The organism is Microbacterium sp. 2MCAF23 (assembly GCF_052115565.1).
Lineage (GTDB): Bacteria > Actinomycetota > Actinomycetes > Actinomycetales > Microbacteriaceae > Microbacterium.
On record NZ_JBFRGY010000010.1, the window covers coordinates 15405 to 41013 of the forward strand.

General features: G+C 71.0%; 24 protein-coding genes. 13 read left to right on the forward strand and 11 right to left on the reverse strand.

Features of this window, described 5'->3' with window-relative positions; all coding sequences use genetic code 11:
• Nucleotides 1-2 precede the first annotated feature (2 nt).
• Nucleotides 3-1289 carry a class I SAM-dependent RNA methyltransferase gene (locus AB4078_RS11280; protein ID WP_441977216.1) on the reverse strand — a complete coding sequence of 429 codons (1287 nt, stop codon included), beginning with the start codon at nucleotides 1287-1289 and terminating at the stop codon, nucleotides 3-5.
• A gap of 73 nt (nucleotides 1290-1362) precedes the next feature.
• Here AB4078_RS11280 and AB4078_RS11285 point away from each other — a divergent pair, with 73 nt between their 5' ends.
• Both AB4078_RS11285 and AB4078_RS11290 read left to right on the forward strand, forming a co-directional pair.
• Nucleotides 1363-2022, forward strand: coding sequence for a Maf family protein (locus AB4078_RS11285; protein WP_441977217.1), 660 nt, complete (start codon nucleotides 1363-1365; stop codon nucleotides 2020-2022).
• Nucleotides 2023-2173: 151 nt separating this feature from the next.
• Nucleotides 2174-3943 carry an acetyl/propionyl/methylcrotonyl-CoA carboxylase subunit alpha gene (locus tag AB4078_RS11290; RefSeq protein ID WP_440733317.1) on the forward strand — a complete coding sequence of 590 codons (1770 nt, stop codon included), beginning with the start codon at nucleotides 2174-2176 and terminating at the stop codon, nucleotides 3941-3943.
• Nucleotides 3944-4006: 63 nt separating this feature from the next.
• Here AB4078_RS11290 and AB4078_RS11295 read toward each other — a convergent pair whose 3' ends face one another.
• Nucleotides 4007-5446, reverse strand: coding sequence for an NAD(P)H-quinone dehydrogenase (locus AB4078_RS11295; protein WP_441977218.1), 1440 nt, complete (start codon nucleotides 5444-5446; stop codon nucleotides 4007-4009).
• Between the two features lie 182 nt (nucleotides 5447-5628).
• Here AB4078_RS11295 and AB4078_RS11300 point away from each other — a divergent pair, with 182 nt between their 5' ends.
• The gene (locus AB4078_RS11300) at nucleotides 5629-6459 is read left to right on the forward strand and encodes a purine-nucleoside phosphorylase (protein ID WP_441977219.1); all 831 of its coding nucleotides are present in this window, start codon (nucleotides 5629-5631) and stop codon (nucleotides 6457-6459) included.
• Nucleotides 6456-8147, forward strand: a complete 1692-nt coding sequence (locus AB4078_RS11305) for a phospho-sugar mutase (RefSeq protein WP_440733320.1) — start codon at nucleotides 6456-6458, stop codon at nucleotides 8145-8147. Before AB4078_RS11300 ends, AB4078_RS11305 begins: the two co-directional genes overlap by 4 nt.
• A gap of 38 nt (nucleotides 8148-8185) precedes the next feature.
• Here AB4078_RS11305 and AB4078_RS11310 read toward each other — a convergent pair whose 3' ends face one another.
• Nucleotides 8186-10114 (reverse strand): BglG family transcription antiterminator, encoded by a 1929-nt coding sequence (locus tag AB4078_RS11310; RefSeq protein ID WP_441977220.1) that lies wholly within the window; start codon nucleotides 10112-10114, stop codon nucleotides 8186-8188.
• A gap of 161 nt (nucleotides 10115-10275) precedes the next feature.
• Here AB4078_RS11310 and AB4078_RS11315 point away from each other — a divergent pair, with 161 nt between their 5' ends.
• The 9 genes from AB4078_RS11315 (at nucleotide 10276) to AB4078_RS11355 (ending at nucleotide 18835) form a co-directional block, all read left to right on the forward strand.
• Nucleotides 10276-10581, forward strand: coding sequence for a PTS sugar transporter subunit IIB (locus AB4078_RS11315; RefSeq protein WP_440733321.1), 306 nt, complete (start codon nucleotides 10276-10278; stop codon nucleotides 10579-10581).
• Entirely contained in the window at nucleotides 10578-10859 is a 282-nt protein-coding gene (locus AB4078_RS11320; protein ID WP_441977221.1) for an HPr family phosphocarrier protein, read from the forward strand. Before AB4078_RS11315 ends, AB4078_RS11320 begins: the two co-directional genes overlap by 4 nt.
• Nucleotides 10859-12508, forward strand: a complete 1650-nt coding sequence (gene ptsP, locus AB4078_RS11325) for a phosphoenolpyruvate--protein phosphotransferase (RefSeq protein WP_441977222.1) — start codon at nucleotides 10859-10861, stop codon at nucleotides 12506-12508. Before AB4078_RS11320 ends, ptsP begins: the two co-directional genes overlap by 1 nt.
• Nucleotides 12509-12552: 44 nt before the next feature.
• On the forward strand, nucleotides 12553-14148 hold the full coding sequence (locus tag AB4078_RS11330; protein WP_440733324.1) for a PTS mannitol transporter subunit IICB: 1596 nt from the start codon (nucleotides 12553-12555) through the stop codon (nucleotides 14146-14148).
• 36 nt (nucleotides 14149-14184) lie between these two features.
• On the forward strand, nucleotides 14185-14616 hold the full coding sequence (locus AB4078_RS11335; protein WP_441977223.1) for a PTS sugar transporter subunit IIA: 432 nt from the start codon (nucleotides 14185-14187) through the stop codon (nucleotides 14614-14616).
• Complete coding sequence (locus AB4078_RS11340; RefSeq protein WP_441977224.1) at nucleotides 14616-15764, forward strand: mannitol-1-phosphate 5-dehydrogenase; 1149 nt, start codon at nucleotides 14616-14618, stop codon at nucleotides 15762-15764. Before AB4078_RS11335 ends, AB4078_RS11340 begins: the two co-directional genes overlap by 1 nt.
• Nucleotides 15765-15816: 52 nt before the next feature.
• Complete coding sequence (locus AB4078_RS11345) at nucleotides 15817-16404, forward strand: GNAT family N-acetyltransferase (protein ID WP_441977225.1); 588 nt, start codon at nucleotides 15817-15819, stop codon at nucleotides 16402-16404.
• 33 nt (nucleotides 16405-16437) lie between these two features.
• Nucleotides 16438-17781: a flavin-containing monooxygenase gene (locus tag AB4078_RS11350; protein WP_441977226.1), complete on the forward strand. Its 1344-nt coding sequence runs from the start codon at nucleotides 16438-16440 to the stop codon at nucleotides 17779-17781.
• Between the two features lie 100 nt (nucleotides 17782-17881).
• The gene (locus AB4078_RS11355; protein ID WP_441977227.1) at nucleotides 17882-18835 is read left to right on the forward strand and encodes an NAD-dependent epimerase/dehydratase family protein; all 954 of its coding nucleotides are present in this window, start codon (nucleotides 17882-17884) and stop codon (nucleotides 18833-18835) included.
• Between the two features lie 21 nt (nucleotides 18836-18856).
• Here AB4078_RS11355 and AB4078_RS11360 read toward each other — a convergent pair whose 3' ends face one another.
• From AB4078_RS11360 to AB4078_RS11395, 8 genes are all read right to left on the reverse strand, one after another.
• A complete protein-coding gene (locus AB4078_RS11360) occupies nucleotides 18857-20524 on the reverse strand; it encodes a serine hydrolase (RefSeq protein ID WP_441977228.1) in 1668 nt (555 codons plus the stop codon).
• A gap of 112 nt (nucleotides 20525-20636) precedes the next feature.
• Entirely contained in the window at nucleotides 20637-21074 is a 438-nt protein-coding gene (locus tag AB4078_RS11365; protein ID WP_441977229.1) for a VOC family protein, read from the reverse strand.
• Nucleotides 21075-21113: 39 nt separating this feature from the next.
• Entirely contained in the window at nucleotides 21114-21434 is a 321-nt protein-coding gene (locus AB4078_RS11370) for a DMT family transporter (RefSeq protein ID WP_440733332.1), read from the reverse strand.
• Nucleotides 21431-21844: a DMT family transporter gene (locus tag AB4078_RS11375; protein ID WP_440733333.1), complete on the reverse strand. Its 414-nt coding sequence runs from the start codon at nucleotides 21842-21844 to the stop codon at nucleotides 21431-21433. The genes AB4078_RS11370 and AB4078_RS11375 overlap by 4 nt, the downstream gene beginning before the upstream one ends.
• Nucleotides 21831-22709, reverse strand: a complete 879-nt coding sequence (locus AB4078_RS11380; RefSeq protein WP_441977230.1) for a carbohydrate kinase family protein — start codon at nucleotides 22707-22709, stop codon at nucleotides 21831-21833. Before AB4078_RS11380 ends, AB4078_RS11375 begins: the two co-directional genes overlap by 14 nt.
• Nucleotides 22702-23817 carry an adenosine deaminase gene (locus tag AB4078_RS11385; protein WP_440733335.1) on the reverse strand — a complete coding sequence of 372 codons (1116 nt, stop codon included), beginning with the start codon at nucleotides 23815-23817 and terminating at the stop codon, nucleotides 22702-22704. Before AB4078_RS11385 ends, AB4078_RS11380 begins: the two co-directional genes overlap by 8 nt.
• A gap of 98 nt (nucleotides 23818-23915) precedes the next feature.
• Nucleotides 23916-25211 (reverse strand): thymidine phosphorylase, encoded by a 1296-nt coding sequence (locus AB4078_RS11390; RefSeq protein ID WP_440733336.1) that lies wholly within the window; start codon nucleotides 25209-25211, stop codon nucleotides 23916-23918.
• Nucleotides 25208-25603 carry a cytidine deaminase gene (locus tag AB4078_RS11395; protein WP_440733337.1) on the reverse strand — a complete coding sequence of 132 codons (396 nt, stop codon included), beginning with the start codon at nucleotides 25601-25603 and terminating at the stop codon, nucleotides 25208-25210. Before AB4078_RS11395 ends, AB4078_RS11390 begins: the two co-directional genes overlap by 4 nt.
• Nucleotides 25604-25609: the final 6 nt, after the last annotated feature.

Below are 25609 nucleotides of genomic sequence, written 5' to 3' on the forward strand. Positions count from 1 at the left end.
GCTCACCGCGTGAGAAGCGCCACCGTCTCCAGATGGTGCGAATGCGGGAACAGGTCGAAGGCGCGCAGCGCGCGCGGCTCGAACCCGAGAGCACGGAACGTGGCGAGGTCCCTGGCGAGTGCGACCGGGTCGCAGGCGACGTAGGCGATGGCCGCCGGATCCAGCGCGGCGACATCCTCCACGACCGCGCGTCCGGCCCCCGAGCGGGGCGGATCCAGGATCACGGCGCCTCCGGCGACACCCTGCGACCCCGCGTCGCCCGCACGCAGGAATCCATCCACGCGCGCGGTGACCGCCTGCACGCCGAGGTCGCGCAGGTTCGCGGCCGCGTGCCGGGTCGCGCGAGGAGAGGATTCGACGGTGGTGATCCGGTGCGCGCCGAGTCGCGCCAGGGTGGCAGAGAACAGGCCGACGCCGCCATACAGGTCGAGGTGCGCCGAGTCGGGATCGACGTGCCCGGCGAGCAGCTCGGCGACGGCCCCGTCGAGGAGCGCCGCCGCAGCCGGATGGATCTGCCAGAAGCCGTCGGCATCGAGCGTGAAGGAGCGCTCGCCGACCCGCTCGACGATGGTCTCCGGCGCCGGGCGCCTCGGCCCGCGCCGGCCCCGCCGGCCGTGCGCGACGCGCTCGACCTCGGCGCGGAGCACGCGGCGCACTTCGCCGTCGGCGGGCTCGATGAGCTCGATCCGGCCCTCGGGGAGCCCGCGCAGCTCACGTGCCGCCGCGTCGATCGCGGGTCGGGCGAGCACGTGCTCGGCGACCGGCACCACCCGGTGGCTGCGCGCCGCGAACGGACCGACCCGTCCCTGGTCATCGACGTGCAGGGTGACCCGCGTGCGCCAGTTCTCGTCGGTTCCGGTACCCGCGACCTCGGGCGCTTCGATCCCTCCACCGGCGAACCGATCCAGCGCCTCCTGCAGCACCTGGCGCTTCAGCACGCGCTGGTGCGCGATCGCGATGTGCCCGAGGTCGGCGCCGCCCGGGCGCTGCTCGGGGGCGCGCGACACGTCGGCCTCCGCCCACACGTGCGGGCGCCGGTGCTGGGACGGCTCGAGCACCTCGATCGTCTCGGCGCGCCAGAACGAGCGCGAGTCGGCGGTCCCTGAACCGCTCGAAGGGTCGGTCAGACGCGCGCGCACCCGTTCTCCGGGGATCGCGTCCGAGACGAACACCACGCGCCCCTCATGCCGGGCGATGAAGACGCCGCCGTGGGCGATGGCGGTCACGTCGAGATCGAGAAGGGCGCCCTCGGACGCTGCGGTCCCTGAGCCTGTCGAAGGGTCGGTCACCTCTCGATCATCCCAGACCTCCGCGACCGGCCCGCCGTCGGATCCCGATCCGGCGCACCGCTAGCGTGGTCTCATGCGCGTGTGCCTCGCCTCCACCTCGCCCGCTCGGCTCGCTCTTCTCCGGCAGAGCGGCATCGAGCCGTTGAGCATGAGCCCCGATGTCGACGAGGATGCGGTCGCCGCCGCGGAAGCGGAGCGGCTCGGCCGGCGCCTGTCCCCCGAGGAGGTCGTGCTGCTGCTGGGACGTGCGAAGGCGGCCGAGGTGGCCGCACGCATCCACGATGAGCATCCCGATTTCGAGGGCATCGTGATCGGCGGCGACTCCATGTTCGAGCTCGACGGCGATGTGCACGGCAAGCCGCACACGCCGGAGCGCGCGATCGCGCGCTGGCACGCGATGCGCGGCCGCACCGGCGTGCTGCACTCGGGGCACAGCGTCTTCCTGGTGCGCCCGGGCGAGCGCGCCGAAGAGGCCTACGGGGTCGCGGAGGCCGCCGTCACGTTCGCCGCCGACGTCGACGACGCGGAGATCGAGCGGTACGTCGCCACCGGGGAGCCGCTGCTGGTCGCGGGCGCCTTCACGGTCGACAGCCTCGGTGGCGCCTTCATCGAGCGGGTGGACGGCGACCCGTCCACGGTCGTCGGCATGTCGCTGTCGACGCTGCGCCACCTCATCGGACGGCTCGGGATCCGCTGGACCGATCTGTGGAACGCGGTGCCGCCCTCCGCGTGACTCCGTCCGCGCCTCCGCGTGACTCCGTCCGCGGCGGATCCGAGGCTCCGTCTCGGACGGATCCGGTTCGTAGGATCCGAGACGCGTTCCGCGCCGATTCTTGTGGAGAGTCGTCAAAAATATCGGCGGCCGTGTCGATAGGCTGGCAATCATGCCTGCCATCGCCAAGGTGCTCGTCGCCAACCGCGGCGAGATCGCCGTCCGCATCATCCGCGCCGCGCGCGACTCCGGTCTCTCCTCCGTCGCCGTCTACGCGGACCAGGACCGGGACGCCATGCACACCCGGCTCGCCGACGAGGCCTACGCCCTCGACGGCTCCACGAGCGCCGACACCTACCTGCAGATCGACAAGATCCTCTCGGTGGCCCGCCGCGCCGGCGCCGACGCGGTGCACCCCGGCTACGGCTTCCTCGCCGAGAACGCCGAGTTCGCCCGTGCCGTGATCGGCGCAGGCATGGTCTGGATCGGTCCCTCGCCGGAGGCGATCGAGGCGCTGGGCGACAAGGTCACCGCGCGCCACGTCGCGGAGAAGGTCGGCGCCCCCCTCGCCCCCGGCACCCCCGGTCCGGTCGAGACGGCCGCCGAGGTCGTCGCGTTCGCCGAGCAGGTGGGTCTGCCCATCGCGATCAAGGCGGCGTACGGCGGCGGCGGACGCGGCCTCAAGGTCGCGCGCGAGCTCGACGAGGTCGCGGAACTGTTCGAATCCGCGACCCGCGAAGCCGTCGCCGCCTTCGGGCGCGGCGAGTGCTTCGTGGAGAAGTACCTCGACAAGCCCCGGCACGTCGAGACCCAGTGCCTCGCCGACGCCGAAGGCAACGTCGTCGTCATCTCGACCCGCGACTGCTCCCTGCAGCGCCGGCACCAGAAGCTCGTCGAGGAGGCGCCCGCGCCCTTCCTCACGGACGAGCAGAACGCGCTGCTGTACTCCGCGTCCAAGGCGATCCTCAAGGAGGTCGGCTACGTCGGCGCCGGCACGTGCGAGTTCCTCATCGGCGCCGACGGCACGGTCTCGTTCCTCGAGGTGAACACCCGCCTGCAGGTGGAGCACCCGGTCTCCGAGGAGGTCACCGGGATCGACCTCGTCCGTGAGCAGTTCCGCATCGCGGCCGGCGGCACCATCGACTACGACGACCCGACCCCTCAGGGCCACTCGATCGAGTTCCGGATCAACGGCGAGGACCCCGGCCGGGGCTTCCTGCCGCAGCCGGGGCCCGTGCACGTGTTCAAGACGTTCGGCGGTCCCGGCATCCGCCTCGACTCCGGCGTGACCGCGGGCGACGTCGTCTCCGGCGCGTTCGACTCGCTGCTCGCGAAGATCATCGTGACCGGCAAGGACCGCGCTGAAGCACTGGAGCGCTCACGTCGTGCGCTCGACGAGTTCGAGGTCTCGGGCCTGCCGACCGTGCTGCCCTTCCACCGCAAGGTCGTGAACGACCCTGCCTTCACCGCCGAGGACGGCCGCTTCGGCGTCTACACGCGCTGGATCGAGACCGAGTTCGTCAACGACATCCCGGCGTGGGATGGCGAGCTCGAGGCCGCCGCCGAGCCGAAGGGCCGCCACACGGTCGTCGTCGAGGTCGCCGGCAAGCGCCTCGAGGTGAGCCTGCCCGACCGCGTCGCCGCCTCCGTCGTGGGCACGGGCGGACGCCCGGCCGCGGTGCCGCCGTCGCGGCGCAGCCACGCCAAGACCGTGAACGCCGGCGCCTCGGGTGATGCGGTGAAGTCGCCCATGCAGGCCACGGTCGTCAAGGTCGCCGTCGAGGAGGGCCAGCAGGTCGTCAAGGGCGACCTCGTGGTCGTGCTCGAGGCGATGAAGATGGAGCAGCCGCTGCAGGCGCACAAGGACGGCGTCATCGGCAACATCAACGCCGACGCCGGTGCGACCGTGTCGGCCGGACACCAGCTCCTCACGATCAGCTGATCAGATCCGCAGAACGAAGAAGCGGCGCTCCCCGGAAGGGGGCGCCGCTTCTTCGCGTCGGGATCACTTCGCGATGTAGACCTGGTGCATCGCGCGGGTGGCGTCGGTGATGCTGCTCGTGATGGACGGGTACGCCGCGAACACGCGGGAAACCTGGTCGACGTTGAGACGGCGCTCGACGGCGATCGCGAGCGGGTAGATCAGCTCGGAGGCGCGCGGCGCGACGATCACGGCGCCGATCACGGTGCCGGATCCCTTGCGCGCGATGATCTTCACGAAGCCGTCGCGGATCCCCTGCATCTTGGCGCGCGGGTTCGCGGCGAGCGGCAGCTTGTAGGCGATGCCGTCGGCCACGCCGTCCTCGATGTCCTTCTCGGAGAAGCCGATCGTGGCGATCTCCGGCGCGGTGAAGATGTTCGCGGTGATCTTGAGCTTCTCCAGCGGGATCACGATGTCGCCGAGTGCGTGGAACACCGCGGTGCGGCCCTGCATCGAGGCGACCGAGGCGAGCGGGAAGAAGTTGGTGCAGTCGCCCACGGCGTAGATGTTGGAGACCGAGGTGCGCGCCACCCGGTTGACCCGGATATGACCCGATTCGGTGAGCTCGACCCCCACGTCCTCCAGGCCGATGCCCGCGGTGTTCGGAACGGATCCGACAGCCATCAGGCAGTGGCTGCCGTCGACGGTGCGACCGTCCGACAGCGTCACGGTGACACCGTTCGCGGTGCGCTCGACCTTGTCGGCACGGGACTTGGACAGCACCTGCATGCCGCCGCGCTTGAAGACCTTCTCGAGCACGTGCGCCGCGTCCTGGTCCTCGCCCGGCAGCACCTGGTCGCGGCTGGAGATCAGGGTGACCTTGGCGCCCAGGTTCATGTACGCCGATGCGAACTCGGCACCCGTGACGCCCGATCCGACCACGATGAGGTGCTCGGGCAGCGTCTTCATGTCGTACAGCTGCGTCCAGGTGAGGATCCGCTCGCCGTCGGGCTTGGCGGAATCGAGCTCGCGCGGCGCAGCGCCCACGGCGACGATGAGGGTGTCGGCCTCGATGCGGTCGAACTCCGTGCCGTCGACCGAGGTGGAGACGACGATCGCGTTCGGGCCGTCCAGGCGGCCGTGGCCCGACAGGATCGTCACGCCGGCGTCGAGCAGCGTCGTGCGCATGTCCTCGGACTGCTGCCCGGCGAGCGCCATCAGCCGCTTGTTCACGGCGGCGAGGTTGATCGCGACCTGCGGCTTGAGCGGCTTGCCCTCCGCGCCCTTCGCGTAGAACTGCACCCCGAGGTCGCTGGCCTCGCTGATCGCGACGGCCGCGTCAGCGGTGGCGATCAGGCTCTTGGAGGGGACCACGTCGGTGAGCACCGCGGATCCGCCCACGCCGACCCGCTCCACGAGCGTCACTTCCGCACCGAGCTGTGCTGCGGCGAGCGCCGCCTCGTAACCGCCGGGACCGCCGCCGAGGACGGCCACACGCTGAGAGCGCTCGAACATCAAGGTCATGGGTTCCATTCTTCCGCATCCGCCGCGCCGCCGGGATCAGCCTGTCCCGCACGGGGTGAGCGTTCCGACGCCGTTCGCCACTCGTTCCGCGCCGTCGGAGACCCTGAGCACCCGAGAGCGCGGCTCCCGCTCTTCCGCGCTCACCTCGCTCGGGCAGCGCACGTGGCCGTATCCTCGTTCTCATGGCTGACTGGAACCACCCCCTCGACGACCCGAGTGCCGACCCCTTCGCGATCGCTGCAGAGGCCGCCTCCGACATCCACCGGCTTACGGGAGTCGAACGCCACGACATCGCCGTCACGCTCGGATCCGGCTGGGGCAAGGCCGCCGAGCTGATCGGCGAGACGATCGCCACCATCCCCGCCACCGAGGTCACGGGCTTCTCCAAGCCCGCGCTCGAGGGGCACGTCGGGACCCTCCGCAGCATCGTCACCCCGGGCGGCAAGAACGTGCTCGTGATCGGCGCACGCACGCATTACTACGAAGGCCATGGCGTGCGCCGGGTCGTGCACAGCGTGCGCACCGCCGCCGCCACCGGGGCGAAGACCATGGTGCTCACCAACGGCGCCGGCGGCATCCGCGAGACCTGGAAGCCGGGGCAGCCGGTGCTGATCAGCGACCACCTCAACCTCACCGCCGACTCGCCGCTCGAGGGCGCGACCTTCATCGACCTCACGGATCTGTACAGCGCGCGGCTGCGCGACCTCGCCCGCACGATCGATCCGAGCCTGGACGAGGGCGTCTACACGCAGTTCCGCGGCCCGCACTACGAGACCCCGGCCGAGGTGCAGATGGCGAAGACCATCGGTGGCCACATCGTCGGCATGTCCACCGCGCTCGAGGCGATCGCCGCGCGGCAGGCCGGCATGGAGATCCTCGGCTTCTCGCTCATCACCAACCTCGCCGCCGGCATCCAGAAGACCCCGCTCAGCCATGCCGAGGTGATCGAGGCGGGCCGCGAGGCCGAGCCCGTCATCTCGGATCTGCTGGCCCGCGTGATCGGGGCGCTGTGAGCGGGCAGGAGGCGGCGCTGCTCACGCAGGCGCGCGCCTGGCTGCGCCAGGATCCGGATCCGGAGACCCGCGACGAGCTGGCCGGCCTGATCACGCGTGCCGGATCCGGTGACGAGGCGGCGCTCGGCGACCTCGCCGACCGCTTCTCGGCGCGTCTCGCATTCGGCACCGCGGGCCTGCGCGGCGAGCTCGCCGCGGGCTCCAACCGGATGAACCGCGTGCTCGTGGCGCAGGCCGCCGCCGGCTTCGCCGCGTATCTGCAGGAAAAGGCGCCCGGCACGGCACCCACCGTCGTGATCGGGTACGACGGACGCAAGAACTCGCGCGTCTTCGCGAAGGACTCGGCCGAGATCTTCGCCGGCGCAGGGCTGCGCGCGATCCTGCTGCCACGCTTGCTGCCGACCCCGGTGCTCGCGTTCGCCGTGCGCCACCTCGGCGCCGACGCCGGTGTCATGGTGACCGCGAGCCACAATCCCCCCAATGACAACGGCTACAAGGTCTACCTCGGCGGCGCGGACCAGGGCTCGCAGATCGTCTCGCCGGCCGACGCCGAGATCGCCGCGCACATCCAGCAGGTGGCGGATCGAGGCGATGCCCTGAGCATCCCGCGCTCCACGGCATACGAGACCGCCGGTGAGGGGATCCTCGACGCGTACGTCGCCGCGACCGCCGCGGTGGCCCCTGCTCCGGTCGGCACCGCGGGACTGCGCTGGGTCTACACCGCGATGCACGGGGTGGGCTGGGAGACGTTCTCCCGCATCATCGGCGAAGCGGGCTACCCGGCGCCGTGGACCGTGAGCGAACAGCGCGATCCTGATCCGACGTTCCGCACGGTCTCCTTCCCCAACCCGGAGGAGCCCGGCGCCATGGACCTCGCGTTCGCGAAGGCGCGCACGCTGGGCGCCGAGCTCGTGATCGCGAACGACCCCGATGCGGACCGGCTGGCCGTCGGCATCCCGGACCCGGCTGCCGAGGGCGGCTGGCGCCGCCTCACCGGCAACGAAGTCGGTCTGCTGCTGGGCTGGCGTGCCGCTCGCGCCGCCACGGCGGAGGGTCCGGCCGCCCCGGGGACATCACTGGCGTGCTCGCTCGTGTCCTCCCCCGCACTCGGCGCGGTCGCGGCGCACTACGGACTGGACTTCCACGAGACGCTCACCGGTTTCAAGTGGATCTCGCGCGCCCCGGGCATCGCGTTCGGCTACGAGGAGGCCCTGGGCTACCTCGTGAACCCCGAGACGGTGCGCGACAAGGACGGCATCTCCGCCGCGGTGGCTCTGCTCGGCCTCGCCGCGGAGGCGCGCGGACGCGAGGCGACACTCGCCGACCTGCTGGAGGAGGTGGCGGCCGAGGTGGGTCATTACGCCAGCGGTCAGGTCTCGATCCGCGTCGATGACGTCGCCGTGATCGGCCGGATCATGGCCGCGCTGCGGCAGGATCCGCCCACCGCCTTCGGCGAGACCGCGATCTCGTCGGTCGAGGACCTCCTCACGGCCGCCGAGGGCGCTCCCGCCGGCGATGTGCTGCGCTACCGCCTTGCCGACGGCTCCCGCGTGATCGTGCGCCCGAGCGGCACCGAGCCCAAGCTCAAGGTCTACATCGACGCTCGGGCGGACTCCGCCGATGCCGCCCGCGACGCGGTGGCGGGTCTCGATGCCGCGATCCGCGACCTGCTGGCCCGGCTCAGCTGACCGCGCTCGGTGGTCGACGGCTGAACGCCGATATCGGTTCAGCCGTCGATCACCGCGACGAGCTCATCCAGGAAGCCCGCGAAAGACCCTCCCCTTCGGACGATCCGCTGCACGCTGTCGCCCTCGCCGAACACCTCGACGAGTTGCTCGAACACGGTCTGGAACGCGTCGCGGTCCTGCTCGCTGAACGCGGCGAGCGCGACGACCTGCACGCGCCCGCTCCCCCATGCGACCGAGCCCGCGGCGACGCCGACCGCGATCGCGGTGCGCTGCGCGGTCATCTGCAGGGCGTGGGGAACCGCGAGCGCATCGCTGAACGCGGTCGATGAGAGCCTCTCCCGCTGGATCGTGTTCTCGATGTAGTCCTCGCCGATCAGGCCCGCATCGACCAGCCGGCCGCCCAACAGCCGGATGATCGCCTCCTCTCCGGTGTCCGGCAGAGGATGCACATATGCATCCTCGGAGAAGTAGCGGGACAGCTCTTCGCGGAGGCGCGCCAGCCGACGCGCGCGCCGCAGCCGCGCGGCCGCCTGCTGCACGCGCTCCACATCGGTCTCCGTGAGGAACGGCTGGATCAGCACCACCCGATCGGCCGCCGCCGGGAGCGGGACGGTGCTGAGCACCAGATCGCTGTCGATCTCGGATTCACGCGGATCCACCGCCGTGATCACCCGCACCACCTCGATCCCCTGACCGAGCGAGTGGTCGACGCGGGAGCGCAGCACCTCGTGCAGCTCGTAGTAGCCGGGACAGACGATCGTTGCCGTCAGGAGGGTCTCCGCCCGGCGACTGCGCTCCAGCCGGCCGCCGATGTGCATCGCCACGTATGCGATCTCGTCGTCGTCGGCACGGAGTCCGAGTCGTTCCTGCAGCCCGCTGACCACCGAGACGGCGACGTCGAAGATCATCGGGTACGCCGCCTTCAACGACCGGGTCAGGGGGTTGCGCGCACGCGACTCCTCCTGCGCGCGCCGGAGCAGGTTCTGCACGTGCAGGGCGAGGCGCAGGATGAACGCGTCGTCCACCAGGTCCACCTGATAGTCCGACGACGCCTGCACGACCTCGGCGCGCACCGCCGCCTCGACCTCCGCGTCGAGCCCTGCGCGCGCGAGATTCGCCAGATCCGCGCCGCCCGGCGTGACGATCCTGGTGAGCACGAGGCGGGCGAGGTGCGTGAGATCCCCCGCGCCCAGCGCGATCCCGAGCTGTTCACGCGACAGCCTCTGGATCGCGTCCGAGACGGTCCCCATCGCGGAATCGGCGGCGTCCGCGCGGTCCGCCCCCTCCAGCTCACGACCCGAGGCGACGCGATCCGCGGCGATGGCGATGTGCAGCAGCACATCCGCGATCGCGAGCTCGTTGACGTAGTAGCCGAGTCCGCCCAGCGCCGCGACCAGCGCGTCCTTGAAGGGGGCCACCGACTCCGGCGGGATGGCGCCCCCGGCGAGCGCGAGGCGGAACGGGTCCACCGGGAAGTCCGCCGCGTCCATCTCGTCGTGCGCGAGCCTGCTCAGCAGCCGGCGCTGGTCGCGCTCCGCACCCCGCAGCCGCACGACGTCCCTGTCGCGCTCCAGGGTCAGGCGCGTCCCCTCCAGCAGCGAGCGGACCCGGACCAGGTCGGCCTCGAGCGTCGCCTCGCTGACGTGCAGACGATCGGCGGTGTCGAAGACGTCGATCCCGGCCTCGTCGTCGAGCAGCGCGCGGACCAGTCCATGCAACCGCGCCCGCGGCGTCGAGTCCGCCCCCGCCTTGGCGGCGAGTGCGGCCCGCGCCGAGGCGCCGGCACGGTAGCCCGCCGCACCCGAGATGACGGCATCGCCGTCCGGCACACGCGCATTGAGGGCGGTCACGTACGCGCGGATGCTGCGGGGCGTGACGCCGAGCAGATCGGCCAGTCTCGGACCGGTCATCCACGAGTCCTCGCGCAGCAGCACACTCAGCAGCCGGTCCTGCCGTCGAGTAGACACCCGTTGTCCCTTCACCGTCCCCCGCGCACCGCACGGTCATCCTCATGATGCCAGCATCGGGACCGTCGGGCTCGGGTGCCCTCGTTCCGCCCGGGCGGAAGAGATCCTGGTGGCGGCGGTTCTAGCCCGCGTCGAACAATGACGGCAGGAGGAACGAATCGATGAGGATCCAGGTCATCTGCGGCGCGGGTGCATCCAGTACCTTCGTGGCCGCACGACTCCGCCGCGCGGCACTCGCCGCGGGCTCCGGTTGGGAGGTCGCCGCGGCGCCCGTCGACGGCGCGGATCCGTTCGCCGACCTCATCCTGTTGGGACCTCACATCGCCGCGCTCGCGGAGGAGATCGGCCGGAGGGCGCCCCGCGCCCGGGTCGTCGTGCTTCCCGAGGACGCCTTCACCGACCTCGACGGCAGCCGCATCCACGCGTTCGTGGTCGCCGCCGACTCCGCACCGAAAGGAACGCCATGACCGCTCTGTCCCGCACCGTCCGCATCGGCTCCTCACACGGGCTGCACGCCCGTCCCGCGAAGATCTTCGCGCAGGCCGCGAAGGAGACCGGCGTTCCGGTGACGATCGCGAAAGACGCCGGCAAAGCGGTCAACGCCGCCAGCATCCTCGGCGTCATCGCACTCGGCCTCGAGCAGGGCGACTATGCCACCCTCTCCGCCGAAGGCGATGGCGCGGAGGCCGCCCTCGACAGGCTCGCCGAGCTGCTCGTCACCGACCACGACGAGGGCACGATCTGATGGCCGCCCTCCGCGGGGTCGGGATCGGCCAGGGCGTCGCGACGGGCCCCGTCCGACGGATGGCCGAGCCCCTGCCCGCCCCGGAGAACACGCCGAGCGGCGTCGGCGCCGAGGTCGAGCGCGCCAGGGTCGCAGAGGCGATCTCGTACGTCGCCGCCGATCTGAACCGGCGCGCCGAGGCCGTCGACGGCACCGCGCGCGAGGTTCTCGAGGCGCAGGCGATGATCGCCGAGGATCCGACGCTCGCCGACGAGGTCGAGGAGCGGGTCGCTGCAGGAGCCACTGCCGAGTGGGCCGTGCACGATGCGTTCGCGGGCTTCCGCGCCTCGCTCGAGGCTGTCGGCGGCTACCTCGGCGAACGCGCCGCCGACCTCGACGACATCGCCCAGCGCGTTCTGGCGCGCCTGCGCGGGGTCCCGGCCCCCGGCGTCCCGGAACCCGGTCACCCCTTCGTCCTCGTCGCGCGCGACCTCGCCCCTGCCGATACGGCGCTGCTCGACCTGGACCAGGTGCTCGCGCTCATCACGACGGATGGCGGCCCGACCTCGCACACCGCGATCCTGGCCCGCGAGAAGGGCATCGTCGCCCTCGTCGGTGCGGTCGACGCGGTCTCCCTCGCCGACGACGAGACGGTGATCGTGGATGCCGCGGCGGGCACGGTGGTCACCGGCCCGAGTGCCGAGGAGCTCGCGCGCGCCGCCGAGCGCGCGGCCGAGCGGAAGGCCGTGGATGCTGCACCGGCCTCGCCCGGCGCACTCGCCGACGGCACCCCGATCGCACTGCTCGCGAACCTCGGAAAGCCCGGCGACGCCGTGGACGCTGCGGCCAGGGGCGCGGAGGGGGTCGGCCTGTTCCGCACCGAGTTCCTGTTCCTCTCGGCGACGCATGCGCCCACCGTATCGGTGCAGCGAGAGGCCTACCGCGAGCTCCTCGCGGCCTTCCCGGGTCGGAAGGTCGTCGTGCGCGTGCTCGATGCAGGTGCGGACAAGCCTCTGCCCTTCCTCAACGACGCGCACGAGGAGAACCCGGCCCTCGGCCTCAGGGGGCTTCGCGCACTCCGCGCCAGCGAGGACATCCTGCGCGAGCAGCTGACCGCCCTCGCGGAGGCGGACGCCGAGACCGAGGCGGATCTCTGGGTCATGGCCCCGATGGTCGCGACTGTCGAGGAGACCGCGTACTTCACGGCGCTCGCCCGCGAGTACGGCCTTCGCACCGCTGGCATCATGGTCGAGGTCCCCTCCTCCGCGCTCCTCGCCGACCGTCTGCTCGCCCACGCGGACTTCGCCTCCATCGGGACGAACGACCTGACGCAGTACACGATGGCCGCCGATCGCCTGCTCGGCTCCGTGGCCTCGTTCCAGGATCCCTGGCACCCTGCCGTACTGCGCCTCGTCGCCGAGGTCGGCCGCGCCGGCCGCGAGCTCGGAAAGCCCGTCGGGGTCTGCGGCGAGGCCGCCGCCGACCCCCTGCTCGCCGTGGTGCTCGTCGGCCTCGGCGTCGGATCCCTGTCGATGGCGCCCTCGGCACTCGCCGATGTCCGCCGCGCCCTGGCAGAGCGGACGCTCGACGACGCCGGGCGCATCGCCGCAGCCGCCCTGGCCGCGGACGACGCGACATCCGCTCGTGCGGCCGCTCACGCCGCAGGCTGAACCCCTCCCGCAGCAATCCCCCCACACACACAGAAAGTCACATCATGACGACGACGTCAACAACTGCCAAGCAGCCGGGATCCGCGCGCGTCGCGGTCCAGCGCTTCGGCACCTTCCTCTCCGGCATGATCATGCCGAACATCCCCGCGTTCATCGCGTGGGGCTTCATCACCTCGTTCTTCATCGCCGTGGGCTGGCTGGGCAACTGGCATCCCGTCGCCGACATGCTCGGTGGATTCGGAGACGTCAGCAAGGTCGGCTGGCAGCATGCGATGACCACCCTCGCGCAGGATCCCGACGGCAAGACGTTCAGCCAGTACGTGGGTCTGGTGGGGCCGATGATCACCTACCTGCTGCCGCTGCTGATCGCCAACACCGGCGGACGGATGGTCTACCGCGAGCGCGGCGGCGTGGTCGCCACGATCGCGACCATGGGCGTGATCGTGGGCACCACGATCCCGATGTTCCTCGGCGCGATGATCATGGGGCCGCTGGCCGGCTGGATCACCAAGCAGATGGACCGGCTCTGGGACGGCAAAATCCGGCCCGGATTCGAGATGCTCGTGAACAACTTCTCGGCGGGCATCCTCGGCATGATCCTCGCAATCGCCGGCTTCTTCGGATTCGGTCCCGTGATCTCCGCGGTCAGCGCGTTCCTCGGAACGATCGTGGCCTGGCTGGTCGCGAACGGCCTGCTCCCCCTGCTCTCGATCATCGTCGAGCCCGCCAAGGTGCTGTTCCTGAACAACGCGATCAACCACGGTGTGTTCACGCCGCTGGGGATCCAGCAGGCGAGCCAGGCCGGGAAGTCGATCCTGTTCCTCATCGAGGCGAACCCCGGCCCGGGACTCGGCATCCTGCTGGCCTTCACCTTCTTCGGCATCGGCGAGGCGAAGGCGACCGCGCCGGGCGCGATCATCATCCAGTTCTTCGGCGGCATCCACGAGATCTACTTCCCGTACGTGCTCATGAAGCCGATCCTGCTCGTGGCCGCGATCGCCGGAGGCATGACCGGCGTGGCGACGAACGCGATCTTCGGCGGCGGTCTGAAGTTCCCCGCCGCACCGGGATCGATCATCGCCGTCACGCTCGCCGCCGCTCCGGCCGGGGTCGGGAATCTGCTCGTCGTGTATCTGTCCGTCGTGCTCGCGGCCACGGTCTCGTTCCTGGTCTCGGCCGTGTTCCTGCTGCGCACCCGTCGTCGTGATCTCGCCACCGAGGGCGCCGGCGATCTCGCCGCGGCGATCGCGCAGACCGAGGCGAACAAGGGCAAGGAGTCGGCAGCGCTCGCGGGACTGCGCCAGCAGACCGCGTCCGCGCCGTCCGCCGTCGCCACGAATCGCCGGATCTCCACCATCGTCTTCGCGTGCGACGCCGGCATGGGCTCCTCCGCGATGGGCGCGAGCGTGCTGCGCAACAAGTTCAAGAAGGCCGGCATCGCCGACGTCGATGTCACGAACAAGGCCATCGCGAACCTCGACGGCACGGAGGACCTCATCGTCACCCAGCAGCAGCTGACCGACCGCGCCAGGGCGCGCAACGGCGAGGCGACGCACGTCTCCGTCGACAACTTCATGAACTCGCCGAAGTACGACGAGGTCGTCGAGCTCGTCCGCAAGCAGCACGACGGCGACGCCTGATCCCGACCGCGAGAACCGAACGAGAGGAATCCCGAGATGAGCATCCTGACCCCCGATCGCGTCCGTATCCACACCGGTTCCGCCACCCAGGAGGAGGCGCTGCAGGAGGCGGCGGGCCTCCTGGTCGCGGCCGGCGCGGTGACGCCCGCCTACCTCGACGCCATGCGGCAGCGCGAGCAGACCGTGTCGACGTACATGGGCAACGGACTCGCCATCCCGCACGGCACGAACGAGGCCAAGAACGAGATCCTCGCCTCCGCGCTCTGCGTCGTGCGCTACGACGGCGGCGTGGACTGGGCAGGAGACCCCGCGACGTTCGTGATCGGCATCGCCGGGCGCGGCGACGAGCACCTGGAGATCCTGTCGCAGATCGCGATCCTGTTCTCCGACGAGGATGACGTCGCCCGCCTCACCGCCGCAGGGTCCGCAGAAGAGCTGTACGGCATGCTCGCGGAGGTGAACGGCTGATGCCCGTCGCGGTGCACTTCGGCGCGGGCAACATCGGCCGCGGCTTCGTCGGCCTGCTGCTGCACGAGGGCGGGTACGACCTGGTGTTCTCGGACGTGGCCGCCGATCTCGTGAACGCGATCAACGCGGCGCCGGAGTACACCGTGCACGAGGCGGGTCCCGGGGGCGTCGACCACTTCGTCACGGGCTACCGTGCGGTCGACAGCCGCACCGATCCCGAGGCGGCGGCCTCCGCCGTCGCGACCGCCGACGTCGTCACGACCGCGGTCGGGGTGACCGTACTGCGGTTCGTAGCGCCGACGATCGTGGCGGGGCTGCGACTGCGCGATGCGGGCCGGGCTCCGCTGCAGATCATGGCGTGCGAGAACGCGATCGGCGCCACCGATCTGCTGCGCACGGAGATCGCCACCGCGGCGGGCGAGGACGCACCCGCCCTCCTCGCCCGCGCGGTCTTCGCGAACACCGCCGTCGACAGGATCGTCCCGGCGCAGGCGCCCGGTCAGGGCGTGGACGTGACGGTCGAGCCCTACTTCGAGTGGGCCATCGAGAGCGGGCCGTTCGGCGACGACCCGCCGCACATCCCGGGCGCCCATCTCGTGGCCGATCTCGCCCCGTACATCGAGCGCAAACTGTTCACCGTCAACACGGGTCACGCCGCGACCGCGTACTTCGGCGAGCGCGCCGGCGCGATCACGATCGCCGAGGCACTCGAGGATCCCGCGACCGCAGCGGCCGTCGAGGCGGCGCTGCAGGAGACGTCGAGCGTGCTGTCCACGGTGCACGGGCTGGATCCGGCCGAGCTCGCCGAGTACCGCGCGAAGATCCTGGACCGGTTCCGCAACCCCCTCCTCCCCGATACGGTGCGCCGGGTCGGCCGGCAGCCGCTGCGCAAGCTCTCCCGGCACGAGCGGTTCATCGGCCCGGCGGCACAGGCCGCCGAGCGTGGCCTCGGCACGGCGGCGCTCGTCGCCGCGGTCGGCGCCGCGCTCTCCTTCGACGCGCCCGAGGACGAGGAGGCCGTTCGGCTGCAGGAGCTGCTGCGCACCCTGGACGCCGACGCTTTCAGCGTCGAGGTGACCGGTCTCGACGCCGGGCATCCGTTGTTCGCAGCCGTGCGCGACGAGGTCGCCCGTCACCAGGACCGGTAGCAACAGCGCCCTGCAGTCCGGGACAGATCTCGCCGCCGGATACGCTCGAGCCATGGACTTCCTCGCCCCCGTCACCCTCGAGAACGACTTCGTCCGACTGGAGCCGCTCGCCCCCGAGCACGCCGACGATCTCGCCGCCGCGACCGCAGGGCTCGAGGACCGCTGGTATACCTCCGTTCCGTCCGCCGAAGGCGTGCCCACGGAGATCGCCCGTCGCCGTGCGCTGGCCGCCGAGGGCGCCATGAACCCGTTCGCGATCGTGCGGCTGGACACCGGGCGCGCGGTCGGCATGACGACGTTCTGCGACATCGACCAGCCGAACCGCACCGTCGAGATCGGCTACACGTGGCTGTCGCCCGAGGTGCACGGCACGGCCGTGAACCCCTCCGCCAAGCGCCTGCTGCTGGGGCACGCCTTCGAGCACTGCGACGCGATCCGCGTGCAGTTCTGCACGCACTTCCACAACCGGCAGTCCCGCGCGGCGATCGAGCGGCTCGGGGCGAAGCTGGACGGGATCCTGCGCAACCACCGCATGGGGGCCGACGGCGCCTTCCGCGACACGGTGGTGTACTCGATCCTCCCCCACGAGTGGCCCGCGGTCCGCAACAGCCTCGACGCGCGGCTCGATCGTCGGCGCTGAGCACCCGGCACGCCGCGCGCGAATGAGGAGAGCATGACGACGAAGTCATATGCCGTGATCGGCGCCGGCCCCTCCGGACTCGCCGTCATGCGCGCGCTGCAGAAGACCGGCATCGACGCCACAGGATACGAGGCCTCACATGGCGTCGGCGGGCTCTGGGACATCACGAACCCTCGCAGCACGGTGTACTCCTCGGCGCACCTGATCTCGTCACGCACCACGACGGAGTTCACCGAATTCCCGATGGACAGTGACGTCGACTACCCCGGCCATCGCGTGCTCAAACGGTACTTCGACGAGTACGCCGACGCCTTCGGGTTGCGTGAGCGGTTCCGGTTCGGCATCAGGGTGGACCGACTAGAGCGCGACGGCGACGGCTGGATCCTGCACGCCACGGCACGGGGCGACGACGGCGGGACCGAGTCCGTCGTCCGGCGCCACGACGGCGTCATCCTCGCGAACGGCACGCTCGCCGCACCGAACGTCCCGGCCTTCCCCGGAGAGTTCACGGGCGAGATCATGCACACCAGCGCCTACAAGGATCCGGCGCAACTCGCCGGCAGGCGGGTGCTCATCATCGGCGCCGGCAACTCCGGCTGCGACATCGCGGTGGACGCCGTGCACCACGCGGCCGGCGTCGACATGAGCGTGCGTCGCGGCTACTACTTCGTGCCGCGCTACCTCTTCGGCCGCCCCAGCGACACCCTCAACCAGGGCAGGCCGCTGCCGGCACGCCTCAAGCAGGCGATCGACTCCCGGGTGCTGCGGGCGTTCACCGGCGACCCCGTGCGCTTCGGCTTCCCCAAGCCCGACTACCGCATCTACGAGTCGCACCCCATCGTGAACACCCTCGTGCTGAACCATCTCGGTCAGGGCGATCTGCGGATCCGCGCAGACGTCGATCGCTTCGACGGCCGCACCGTGCGCTTTCGCGACGGCACGGCAGGCGACTACGACCTCGTCCTGCTCGCGACCGGCTACGCCCTGGACTACCCGTTCGTCGACCGGGAGCACCTGAACTGGACGGGTGCCTCGCCCCGGCTGTTCCTGAACGTGTTCCCGCCGTCGTTCAACGGCCTGTACATGATGGGCATGATCGAGGCCAGCGGCATCGGCTGGCAGGGCCGCTACGAGCAGGCCGAGCTGATCGCCGCGTACCTCGCCGCGGAGAGCGCGGATCCGGCCCGCGCTGCGGCGTTCCGGGAGCGGGTCGCGACCGGCTCCTGGCCCGACCTCACCGGCGGATACCGCTACCTCGGACTCGCGCGCATGTCGTATTACGTCAACAAGGACGCCTACCGGCGCGCCGTGCGCACCGAGAAGGCCGCCCTGGCCGACGGCCCGGCGCCGACGGCATCGGGGAGAGCAAGGCGATGACCTTCGAATGTGTCGCTACGCTCTGGGGCATGCACACCACGCGCCGCACGGGATCGCGCACCGGCGATGCCTCCCGCCGAGCCGTCCGGGCAGGAGAGTGATGAGACGCGTCATGGTCACCGGCGGCGCCGGCTTCCTCGGCACCAGGGTCACCAGCCTCCTCACCGACCACCCGGATGTCGACGTCGTGATCTGCGGCGACCTCCGCGAATCCGAGGTGCCGGGTGTCGTCTCGGTCTCCGTGGACGTCACGGATCCGCTCGGGCTGCCCGAACTGCTGCGCCGGCATCGCGTCGACACGGTCGTGCACCTGGCCGCGATCGTCAACCCCGGCCGCGACGTGCAGGGCGAGTTCCGCGTCGACGTCCAGGGCTCCTCCAATGTGCTGGCCGCATGCGTGGAGTCCGGTGTGCGCCGCCTCGTGGTCTCGAGCTCGGGCGCCGCGTACGGGTACCATCCCGACAATCCGGACTGGATCGACGAGACCGACGCGCTGCGCGGCAACGACGAGTTCCCCTATTCGCGGCACAAGCGCATGGTCGAGGAGATGCTCGCGGCTGCACGCACCACGCATCCGGCGCTGGAGCAGGTCGTCTTCCGGATCGGCACGATCCTGGGACCCACCGTGCGCAACCAGATCACCGCACTGTGGGATGCGAAGCGGATCCTGCACATCGCCGGATCCGACTCCCCCTTCGTGTTCGTCTGGGTCGACGACGTGGCCGCGGCGATGGTGCGTGCGGCGCTGGGCGACGGGCCCGCCGGCATCTACAACGTGGCGGGCGACGGGGCTCTGACCGTGCCGCAGATCGCTCGTCGGCTGCGCAAGCCGCTGCTGACGATCCCGGCGCCGCTTCTGGCGATAGCCCTCGCGGTCGGCGGCGCCCTGCGTCTGACGCAGCACGGTCCGGAGAAGATCCGCTTCCTGCGATACCGGCCGGTGCTGCGCAACGATCGCCTGAAGCACGAGTTCGGCTACACGCCGCGACTCACCTCGGCCGAGGCGTTCGAGGAGTACCTGCGAACGCACCCGGACGTCGTGCACACCAGCTGACCGTCACCACGCGGCGGCCCTTCAGCCGGTCTTCGTGAACACCCCGAGGCCCGACGGCTGCGGCACCTGCGCGAACTTGTCGAAGTACGCCAGCGTCACGCCGTGCACGGCCCCGCCCGCACGCGTGAACACGGCCGAGGAGAGGGATCCCGGAGGCGCGCCCTCCCCTGTCGGCGCGAACGACAGGGTGTCTCCGTCCCACGGGTCGATGTCGAACGTGTAACCGCCCGTGGGCCCCATCGCCCCGTGCAGCTTTCCGCCGGAGGACGTGATCGTGAGGGTGCCGAGGTACGGGCTCGTGTAGGTGCCGACATAGTCGGCGTCCGGTGCCTGCAGCGCAGCGCCGGCCGGCGGCTTCTCGCCGGCCAGGTCGCCGACAGGAGCGTTGTAATGCGCGAAGACGCCACCGTACGCCTTCACCCAGTCGCGCGTCTGCGCGCCGTAGAGCACATCGTCGAGGAACTGCTGGTTCACCGCCTCCGGCACGCCGATGGGCGCCCCGTTCGTGAGCACGACGATGCCCAGGTCGAGATCCGGGACCATCGCCTCGGCGGTCGCGGTACCGAGCTCGAACCCGCCGGAGTGGCTCAGCACGACCCGTCCGCCGGCGCCCGACCCGACGTTGCTGCCGAATCCGTAGTGCCCGGGCCGCTGGTCGAGCGCGCTGTTCCGGGAGTTCACGATCTGCGCCGAGAACGCCTGGGTGAGCGGCGCGGGATCGATGAAGTCCTTTCCGGCGAGTTTGCCGTCGTCCAGGACCACCGCCATCCACTTGGCCACGTCCCCCGCCGTCGACGCCACGCCGCCGGCCGGCGCCTCCGCATCGGGGTCGCGGTCGAACAGCGGTTCGAAGTCGCCCGCCCCGATCCGCGCGTGCTGCACGGCCCGGTCGCGCGTGGCGAGGAACTCGGCATGCGAGGAGGTGGTGGAGGTCATCCCGAGCGGGTCGAACAGCAGCTCCTTCGCCGTCTGCTCCCAGGTCTCGTGCCGGGAGGCGGCGACGGCCACCGCGCCGGTGGTGAGCCCGAAGTTCGAGTACTGGTACGTCGTGCGGAAGGGCGCGAGCGGGATCTGGTTCAGGTGCGCCAGGATGTAGTCGCGGTCGAAGCCGAGATCTTCGAGCTCGTCGCCGCCGCCGGTCGGGATGCCGGTGCGGTGCGCGAAGGCGTCGCCGATCGTCGCGTTCGCCGTGACGTACGGATCGTTGAACGTCATAGACGGCATCAGATCCTTGATCGGGGTGCTCCAGGTGATGCTCGGATCCTCGGTCATCGCCCGCGCGACGATCGTGGCCGAGATCGGCTTCGACATCGACGCGATCATGAACAGTGTGTTGACGTCGACCGGGGCTCCGGTGCGCTTGTCACGCACTCCGAACGCCCCCTCATACACGGTCTTCCCCTTCGAGACCACGGCGACCGTGGCGCCGGGGACACCGGTGCGCTTGAGCGCGTCGGCGACGTGCGCCGGGAGCTTCTTCAGTGCGGCGGCGACGGCGGTCGCGCGATCGGTGTACAGCGGCATCACGTCCTGGTTCGGCGCCGCCCCGGTCTGCACGTGCACCGGCTGTCCGCCCTGCGGCGGCGCCGAGCATCCCGCCACGGCACCGACCATCAGCAGTGTCACCGAGGCGGCGATCAACGGCGATCCCCGGCGCGCAGCACCGGTCCTGTTCCTTGCGGGCGCCATGCCGCTCCTCTTCTCGCGACCCCCCTCGGTGAGGCTAGCGAGCGCGGAACACACGGGGCAAGATGTCACCGCGTGCTGAGACCGATTCGTTCCCGTCGACTTCCGCCACTTGTCAGGATGCCCGCAGGTCCTGGGCGAACATCACCAGGATGCCGCTGGGTCCGCGGAGGTAGGTCAGCTTGTACACGTCCTGATAGTTCGCCACGCCCCGCAGCGGGAAGCAGCCGTGCCGGGCGGCGATCGCGAGCGCCTCGTCGATGTCGTCGACGGCGAACGCGATGCGGTGCATGCCGATCTCGTTCGGGAGCGTCGGCTCGGTATCGATCGCGTCGGGGCGGATGTACTCGAACAGCTCCACGCGCCCGTTCCCGTCCGGCGTCTGCAGCACCGCGATCCTCGCGCGATTGCCGTCGAGCCCGACGGCGATGTCTGCCCAATCGCCCGACACGGTGTCGCGTCCCAGCACGGTGAGGCCGAGGTCGGTGAAGAAGAAGATGGTCGCTTCGAGGTCCCGGACGGCGATGCCGACGTTGTCCATGCGGATGGCCATGCCTCGCACTCTACGCCGCCCGGTCCGTGGGCCCCGGCGTCAGTGCGCGCCGGCTTCGACCAGGATCACGCCGCCGACGATCACGGCGAGACCGATCGCGGTCATGACCGAGATGTGATCGCGGAACAGGACGCGCCCGAGGACGGCGGTGGCGGCGACGCCGAGCGCCGCCCAGACCGCGTACGCGATGCCGACCGGCATGCCCAGCGCCAGCACCGCACCCAGCAGCACGTAAGAGGCCAGGTAGCCCAGGACGATGGCCGGGATGTGGCGACGGCGGCGGAAGCCCTCGGAGGCGCGCAGGCTCAGGGTGGCGGTCACTTCGGAGGCGATCGCGCCGAGCAGCAGCAGCCAGGTCATGAGGCGCTCCCGGTATCTCCGCGGGCGTGCCTGGTGCCCAACTCGGCGAGCAGCACGCCGGCGATGATCACCCCGAGCCCGACGAGGGAGAGCGGGCTCAGCGCCTCGGCGAACAGCGCCGCCGCAGCGAGCGCGGTGAGCGCCACGCCGATCGCGGACCAGATGCCGTAGGCCACGCCCACGGGCATGCCGCGGGTGAGCACGATCCCGAGCAGCCAGAACGACCCGCCGTACCCGAGCACGACCACGCACAGCCACCACCAGGATCCGCCCGTCGACACCGCTCGCAGGCTGAGCGTCGCACTGACCTCCAACACGATCGCGAGCAGCAGGGGCGGCCAGGCGCTGGGCAGGTGACGACCACCGGCCCCGGCATCAGGGGCCTGGCCCGCCGGCTCAGGCGAGGACATCGTCGAGCAGCGGGTGCAGATGCCGGGAGCGCAGCGTCCGCGCGGCGTTCGCGGCGCCGGCCGCCAGCGCGTCGTCCACCGCATGGCCCGCCAGCGTCGCATCGAGCACGCCGGCGAAGAAGGCATCGCCGGCGCCATTGGTGTCGACGACGTCGACCGGCACCGCCGCCACGCGATGCAGCGCGCCTTCGCCGTCGACGGCGATCGCGCCGTCGGCCCCGAGCGTGCAGACGGCGAGGGAGGCCCCCGCGTCGATGCAGTCGCGCAGGAAGCCCTCGGGATCCGAAAGCCGGTCGGCGTTGCAGAAGATCACGTCCGCAGCGGCGACGAATGGCCGGTGGAACGTCGCGGTTCCGTCGTAGTCGTGCAGATCGACCCAGATCGGGGCCCCGGCCGTGCGCGCCTCGTCGATCGCGGCGAGCCCCTCGGCGGAGAGGTCGAGCACGATCGCGGCGGCGCCGGCGAGCGCGGGCTCATCGCCGGCGAGGTCCTCCCACCCCGGGGCGAGCTCGGGCGATGACAGGAACACCGAGACCCGCTCGCCGGCATCCGTCATGAGGTTCAGATGGCGTTCGGAGACGGTGGCCTCACGGAGGCCCAGCAGGGGCACCCCGGCTCTTCCGAGCGCATCGCGGATCCGCAGTCCCGCCGCGTCGCGGCCGACCCGCGCGCGCAGGGACACGGCGCGCCCGAGTCCGTGCAGACTCAGCGCCTTGCCGGCGCTCGTTCCGCCGACCGTCTGCCAGTCCGCCTCCGCGAACTGCATGTGCGGCGTCGGCTCCGGCAGCCGGTCCAGCAGCACGATCGTGTTCCACGACACCGCCCCGACGACGGCGACCCGCCCCGCATCGGGGGCTTCACTCATCGAAGCCCTCGGCGATCAGCTCGACCAGCTCCTCCCGCTCCTCGACGGGGAGGAACGCGCCGGCGGCGGCGTTGAACTGGAAGGACTCGAGGTCCTCGAGGTCGTAGCCGAACGCATCGACGAGCAGCGCCATCTCCCGCGTCAGCGAGGTCGCGCTCATCGTGCGGTTGTCGACGTTCACGGTCACCGCGAAGCCCAGCTGGTAGAGCAGGTCGAACGGGTGGTCGGCGAACTCGGTCCCCCAGGCGGCGATCGCGCCGGTCTGCAGGTTGGACGACGGCGAGAGCTCGAGCGGAATCTCCCGGTCGCGCACCCAGCGCGCCAGATCGCCGAAGCGGACCTGCACCTCCTCGCCGTCGCGGTTGACGATCTCCAGATCCTCGGCGATCCGCACGCCGTGACCGAGGCGCAGCGCGCGGCCGTCGACCAGCGCGGAGCGGATCGAGTCCGGTCCCGCAGCCTCGCCCGCGTGCACGGTCGTGGGGAACATCTGCCCGGCCAGGTACTCGAAGGTCTCCCGGTAGCGCGAGGACGGGTACCCCGCCTCGGGGCCCGCGGTGTCGAAGCCGACCACGCCGCGATCCCTGTTGGCGACGGCGAGTTCGGCGATCTCGCGCACACGCTCGGTCTGACGCATCGCGGAGAGCAGTTGCCCCACCCGGATGCTCTTGCCGCGGCTCTCCGCGGCGTCCTCCGCCTCGTCGATGCCGTCCTGCACGGCGTCGACCGCCTGCTGCAGGCTGAGTCCGTTCGCGAGGTGCAGCTCGGGCGCCCAGCGCACCTCGCCGTACACGACGCCGTCGCGCACCAGGTCCTCGACGAACTCGCGCGAGATGCGGCGCAGGTTCTCGGCGCTCTGCATCACGGAGAGGGAGACGTCGAACGTCTTCAGGTAATCGACCAGGGATCCGGCCGACGCCTGGGTGCGGAACCACATCGCGAGCCCGGTCGGGTCGGTGTGCGGCAGTTCGATCCCCGCCGCGTCGGCGAGCTCGATGATCGTGGCGGGGCGCACTCCGCCGTCGAGGTGATCGTGCAGCGAGACCTTGGGGAGGCTCCGAAGGGACAGACCCTCGACCTCCAGGTCGCCGTTCGCGTCGATGGGCATGACAGATCCTTCCTCAGCGGTCGATCGATGGGAATCGTCAGGGATGTTCCGAGAGGAACCGGACAGGGCGCCGCGCAGACGCCGCGCCCGGAATCAGCCTAGGCCGTGATGCGCTCGCGCACGAGGGGCGCGCGCTCGATGTGCTCTGCGCCGATCTCCCACGCGCCGTCCACCGCCTCCAGCGCACGGTCGAACCGCGCCGCGTCGTCGGCGGACAGCGTGAACACCGGGTCGCCGGCGCGCACGGCATCGCCGGGCTTCACGTGCAGGTCGATGCCCGCGGCGAACACCACCGCGTCCTCCGCGCGGGCGCGGCCCGCTCCCAGGCGCCAGGCGCCGATGCCGAACGGCAGCGCGTCCATGCGGGTCACGAATCCGTCCGATGCGGCGGTCACGGTGTGCGTCTCGCGTGCGGTCGGCAGAGCCGCATCGGGGTCGCCGTCCTGCGCCCGGATCATGGCCTTCCACGAGTCCATCGCGCGGCCGTCGTCCAGCGCCTTCTCCACGTCGGCGTCGGGCTGTCCGCTGAGCGCCAGCATCTCCCGGGCGAGCGCGATCGTGAGCTCGCGGATGTCCGCGGGGCCGCCTCCGGCGAGCACCTCGACCGATTCGCGGACCTCGTTCGCATTGCCGATCGCGAGGCCCAGCGGCACGTTCATGTCCGTGAGGAGCGCGGTGGTCTGCACACCGGAGTCGGTGCCGAGCGCCACCATGGTGCGGGCGAGTTCGCGAGCGCGATCGATGTCCTGCATGAAGGCGCCGGATCCGAACTTCACGTCCAGCACCAGCGCGTCGGTGCCCTCGGCGATCTTCTTGGACATGATGCTCGAGGCGATCAGCGGGATCGCCTCGACCGTGCCGGTGACGTCGCGCAGCGCGTAGAGCTTCTTGTCGGCGGGAGCGAGACCGGATCCGGCCGCGCAGATCACCGCGCCCACGTCACCCTGCAGCTGCGCGAACATCTCCTCGTTGCTGAGTGCGGCACGCCAGCCGGGGATCGATTCGAGCTTGTCCAGGGTGCCGCCGGTGTGGCCGAGCCCACGGCCGCTCAGCTGCGGCACCGCCACGCCGAAGCAGGCCACGAGCGGGGCCAGCGGGAGCGTGATCTTGTCTCCCACGCCGCCCGTGGAGTGCTTGTCGACGGTCTTCTTGCCGAGGGCGGCGAAGCTCATCCGCTCCCCGGACGCGATCATGGCGTCGGTGAGCACGCGGATCTCGTCGCGCTCCATGCCGCGCTGGAAGACCGCCATCGCGAACGAGGCCATCTGCGGATCCGTGACGTAGCCGCGCGTGTAGGCGTCGACCATCCAGCGCAGCGCCGGCTCGGGCACGGTCCCGCCGTCGCGCTTGGCACGGATGACATCCACCGCGTCGAAAGGCTCGACCGCACTCATCGGACGTTCTCCAGATCTCTCGGCCCGAACGCGTCGGGCAGCACTTCGTCGATGGTCCTGATCCCGGACACCGTCTCCAGCAGCATCCCCGGCGCGGAGTGCTCGTACAGCAGCTGCCGGCAGCGGCCGCACGGCATGATCGTGTCGCCCTCGCCGTTCACGCAGAGGAACGCGACGAGGCGTCCTCCGCCCGACATGAACAGATCGCCCACCATCGCGCACTCGGCGCACAGGGTGACGCCGTAGGAGGCGTTCTCGACGTTGCAGCCGGAGACGATCCGTCCGTCGTCGACGAGCGCGGCAGCGCCCACGCGGTAGTGCGAGTACGGCGCGTAAGCCTTGTGCTGTGCTTCGTCGGCGACGCGGCGCAGCTCATCCCAGTCGATGTCCATGAAACG